The organism is Flaviflexus sp., from assembly GCF_052087705.1.
GTDB classification, from domain to species: Bacteria; Actinomycetota; Actinomycetes; order Actinomycetales; family Actinomycetaceae; genus Flaviflexus; species Flaviflexus ciconiae.
Genome location: NZ_JBQCYC010000031.1, coordinates 1 through 4,548 on the forward strand (window position 1 = coordinate 1; position 4,548 = coordinate 4,548).

Sequence of the window (4,548 nt, forward strand, 5' to 3'; positions counted from 1 at the left end):
CATCCCCGAAACCACCCTCGCCGCTTGACACACAACATAGGGGCACCCCCCCCCCATTCCTTACGCATGACCGCCAACCACGTACTACTTCTGAATCTAACTACGTCGTACTTCTGAATCCACTGAGGAGTTTTTATGAAACTGTCGATGAACGTCACGTCTACTTTCCACGGCAACGTGGTCAACGATATTGAGATGGCAAAGGCCGCTGGTTTTACCGGCATCGAGCTTCAGAACCCGAAGCTTGATCGCTACCTGGCTACCGGCCTGCCTGCCGAGTCCGTTGTTCCCATGCTCGATGGCATCGAGGTTTCCGCCATTGGCGCCCTTCAAGAATCCGATCTGGAAACTTTCCGCGCAGAAGCCGAGAGGATTGCAAAGCTCGGTGCGCTCTACGGCGCCCCGACAATGCAGATGTGCACCGGTCCTGTCGATGTGCAGACCGTCAAGGATTTCAAGGCCGGGAAGATCGCAGCTGGCGATCCCCGCTTCACCGGTGTCCTTGGCCTGCCGGAGAAGGATCAGGTCGAGAAGACTGCCGAACGCGTGGCCCTCGCCGCCGACATCGCAAATGACCACGGCCTCGGCCTTTTCCTCGAACCATTGGGATGGGCGCCGATCAACCGCCTGGCTCAGGCCCAGCAGATCATGGACATCATTAAGCGCGACAACGTAGGCATTGTTGTCGACTTCTGGCACTTCTGGGTTGCCGGTGACACCCCGGAGGACGTTGCGAAGCTCGACCCCGAGATCATTCACGCAGTGCACGTCTGCGACGGAGTTCCGGTTCCGGTCGGTGAGATCCCGGATCAGTCGGTTTCCCGCAACGTGTGGACCGGCGGCGGCTCCATCCCGCTCCAGGAATGGGTCGATGCCGTGAAGTCCACGGGCTATGACGGATGGTGGTGCTCGGAGATCTTCCATGACAAGTCCGCCGAGTTCGGTTTCCTCCAGGTCGCCAAGACACTGAGGAGCAACATGGAGATCCTCATCGCCTAGAATCTTTTCGGTAAAGACTTATAGGTGCGTCTCCCGGAGGCTCACTGCCCCGGGAGACGTTGCCGCTTAGCGAGAGGATCTTGACCGGCGAAGCACGTTTCACGAGAACATCGACGAGAAGTTCTTTTCACAGGAAGAACGGCTGAAGGTCGCTTCACGAGCAGACTGTCTGACATCGCTTCCCAGAAAGATTTTCTCTAAGAGATTCGCATCAACAAACTGTTGCTCATCGGCGGTAGATGACCGCCTGCCATGGTCAGGTCGTTAGGAGGACAGGTGGAGCCCGGCAACGTTACGCAGCATGACATTGCGCGACATGCAGGTGTTTCGCGCGCCCTCGTCTCGCTGGCCCTGTCCGACTCCCCCAAGGTCGCCCAGGATACGAAGAAGCGGATCCTGACCGCGGCGAGCGAACTCGGATACGTTCGCAACATCTCGGCGGCCTCCCTGGTCAGCCAGGTTGCACCGATCATCGGCCTTATTCTTCCCGATCTCGCTAACCCCTACTTTGAGGGTCTGATCTCGGCGATTCAAAAAGACGCGGATGAGCCCAGCCTTCTCCCCCTTATCGCTACAGCATCGAATGAGCTAAATCGCGAAGAGAAGATCATGCAGAGCTTCCTCGAGCTACGTGTAACCGGGATCATCTCCGTTTCCCCCGCAACAGGCACGGAAAGCCTGTCTCGTTTCGGAGGGCGGATCCCTCTTGTCGTCATTGGGCAACCCGATGTTGGCCCCCACATCGACACCGTCAGCCTTAATGAAGCTCAAGCCGCACAGCTCCTTGCTCACCATTTCGCGGAGCAGGGATGGCAAAGAGCCGTCTACATTTATGACGATCAGGCGCAGGCAGACCGCGGGCTGATCTTGCGTCGGCATGCACTTCATGCCGCCTGCGGCGAGGCGGGCCTTTCCTTCTCGGCAATATCTGCCGGGCAGAGCATGCAATCCGCAGTCTCGGTAGCAATGGAATCATCGCCGCATAGCACGGTCCTCATCGGCCATAACGACCTCATTGCCACGCAGATCCTGTCGGAGCTACGGGGAGCAGGTTACGACGTTGGGCAGCAGGTTGGGGTGGCCGGCTACGACAACACCGCGCTCTCCCACGAAGGCAACGGCGGCTTCACTTCTATCTCGCAGCCGCTCGATGAGATTTCCGCTCGCGCCATCAGTCTCGTAACTACCCGCGCTAAGCGTCTCTACGGGCCCGCCCAGGACGTCGTGGTTGAACCCCGACTCATTGTCAGGTCCTCGACAGCCAAGCCTCTGTAGCGCACATGGCGGGCGAGTGGGCCTACCCGACGGTGAATTTCATTCGACCGGTTTACAAGGCCTTGGCCTCCCCCGCGGCGCCGTGATGGAGCCAGCATTATCTTCCGGGGGCTATCAAAAGCGTGCCACGCCAAGACGGTAGTCAACGTTCTTGACAACCACCAACTGTTTTCTGGCGACGTAAAAGGCGAGGGTTCGGAATTGCTTCCGTCCCCTCGCCTTTCGTAGCCCTGTCTGCGGGGGCTACGAGCTTACTCTTTGCGGACTAGTCCTGACCGAATTCCTTCTTGAGGCGTGCCAGGGTGGTCTTGTTCGTTTCGTCGATCGTTTCCGGCCAACCAAACGTACATACCGACAGCACACCGTCGAAGTCGATGTCGCGGAGCGAGTCGAACACCTTGTCCCACGGCACTTCGCCCATGCCAACCGGGTTGTGCTGGTGCACGCGAGCATCGACTCCCGGAGGGTTGACGATGTAGCGGTTACCACCACCGGCATGGTGGTTGAAGACGTCGGCAATGTGAACCTCGAACAGCTTCGGAGCGGAGCTCTTGATCATGTGCTCCACATCGCCCTTGCCCTCATCGAGGTGGAACGTGTGCGGGCAGCAGAACTCGTATCCGAGCCAGTCCTTGTTGACGCCCCGGACGATCGAGTACGCGTCGTCATGGGTTTCCACGAAATCGTACGGGTGCGCTTCCATCGTGATTCTCAGGTCGTACTTTTCGATGTCGCCCGAGAGTTCCTCGATCGACTTGTACCACTGATGCTCGCACTGGAGCGGGGTGTTCGGGTTGCCGGAGAACTCGGTGACGATGTCGCGAACCCCAAGCTGGTCGGCAATTTCGAGGAGCCTGCGCCAGTTACGGACCTGCGCCTGGCGTTCCTGCTCGTCAACAGCCGACCAATTAAAGACGGGGTTGAGGGTCCGGATCTTGACTCCGGTTTCCTTCTCCGCCTTCTTCAGCTCGGCAACAAAGTCGTCATCGGCCTTGGGGTACCGGTGCCAGAAGTGGAACTCGGTGTTCGGTGACAGTTCGACATAGTCGTAGCCGAGCTCGCGTGCCTTGCGCAGCGTATCGGCCGTTGACATCTCGGCGTAGTAAATATTGGGGTCGAGTGCGATATCGACCATGGCAGAACCTTCCTTCCAGGGTGATCCCAGAGCGCGGGGCTCTAGGCGTAGAAGTCGGGCTTTTCGATGAGCTCGACTTCAACTTCCGTACCGCCCTGCTCTTGCGAGGCAAGTGCGGCGTCGACGACAGCGGTGGCGGCGTAGCCGTCCCACGACGACGACCCTGTGTGGGTGTCCTCAACGACCGCGTTGATCCAGGACTGAACCTCGGCGTTGAATGCTCCGTGGAAACGGTCGTTGTGGTCTTGGCACATCCTATTACGATCGCCATGCACATCGCGAACGTAGATGCCTTCCTGGTCACCGAGACGCGCTGCGGCGTTCTCCATGACGACCTCGCACTCGATCGAGTAGCCGTATTCCAGGTTGACGTTAACCTCGTCGTCGATGCGCATACCAGACTCGGTGTAGAACACGAGAACGATGGGCTCTTCGAGCTTCGCGTGTGCACGCGTGGACTTGCGGACGGAGTCGGTGCGGACCTTGACGATCTCCTCCCCCGTCATCCACCTCATCGTGTCGATCTCGTGGATCGCCGTGTCGTCGATGAGCATGCGGGAGGTGTAGCTCTCGGGGACCGAGGGGTTGCGGTGACGGTTGTGGACCATGAGGACCGGGCCGTACTCTCCGCCGTCGACGAGTCCCTTGATTTCGTTGTAAGCCTTGTCGAAGCGGCGCATGAAGCCAACGGTGACGAGCTTCTTGCCGCCCCTCACCTCGGCCTCCATGATCGCCTGGCAGTCCTCTGCCGTGGTGGCCAGCGGCTTCTCAACGAGAACGTACTTGCCGGCCTCGATGGCACCAATAACGTCGGGGGTATGGACAGAACCGAAAGTGGCAATCAGAACGGCATCCACGTTCGGGTCGGCAATGAGCTCGGCTCCCGTGCCGTAGGCCTTGGCATCACCTCCAACGGAGTCGGCAACAGCCTGGGCTGCTTCAAGGTTCACGTCGGCTGCTGCAACAATTTCTGCACCGCTCAGTTCGTTAACGATGCGGTCGATGTGGGCGCGGCCCATGCCGCCACATCCAATAAGACCAATCTTGACGGTCATGACAAATACCTACCTAAGAGTGTGGAAGAAAGTGAGATGTAAAAAGAAGAAAGACCCAGGCGATAGTGCAGGCTACTAAGTTGT

Annotated in this window: 4 protein-coding genes; 2 read left to right on the plus strand and 2 right to left on the minus strand. The window is 58.8% G+C overall.

What is annotated here, in order from left to right:
- Positions 1-135: 135 nt before the first annotated feature.
- Together ACTHUY_RS11340 and ACTHUY_RS11345 are read left to right on the plus strand one after the other, a co-directional pair.
- A complete protein-coding gene (locus tag ACTHUY_RS11340) occupies positions 136-999 on the plus strand; it encodes a sugar phosphate isomerase/epimerase family protein (RefSeq protein WP_441655660.1) in 864 nt (287 codons plus the stop codon).
- A 276-nt stretch (positions 1,000-1,275) separates the two neighbouring features.
- Positions 1,276-2,274, plus strand: coding sequence for a LacI family DNA-binding transcriptional regulator (locus ACTHUY_RS11345; RefSeq protein WP_441676000.1), 999 nt, complete (start codon positions 1,276-1,278; stop codon positions 2,272-2,274).
- Positions 2,275-2,539: 265 nt separating this feature from the next.
- Here ACTHUY_RS11345 and ACTHUY_RS11350 read toward each other — a convergent pair whose 3' ends face one another.
- A complete protein-coding gene (locus ACTHUY_RS11350; RefSeq protein ID WP_441678897.1) occupies positions 2,540-3,409 on the minus strand; it encodes a sugar phosphate isomerase/epimerase family protein in 870 nt (289 codons plus the stop codon).
- 41 nt (positions 3,410-3,450) lie between these two features.
- On the minus strand, positions 3,451-4,464 hold the full coding sequence (locus ACTHUY_RS11355; protein ID WP_441678899.1) for a Gfo/Idh/MocA family protein: 1,014 nt from the start codon (positions 4,462-4,464) through the stop codon (positions 3,451-3,453).
- Between the last annotated feature and the right edge of the window lie 84 nt (positions 4,465-4,548).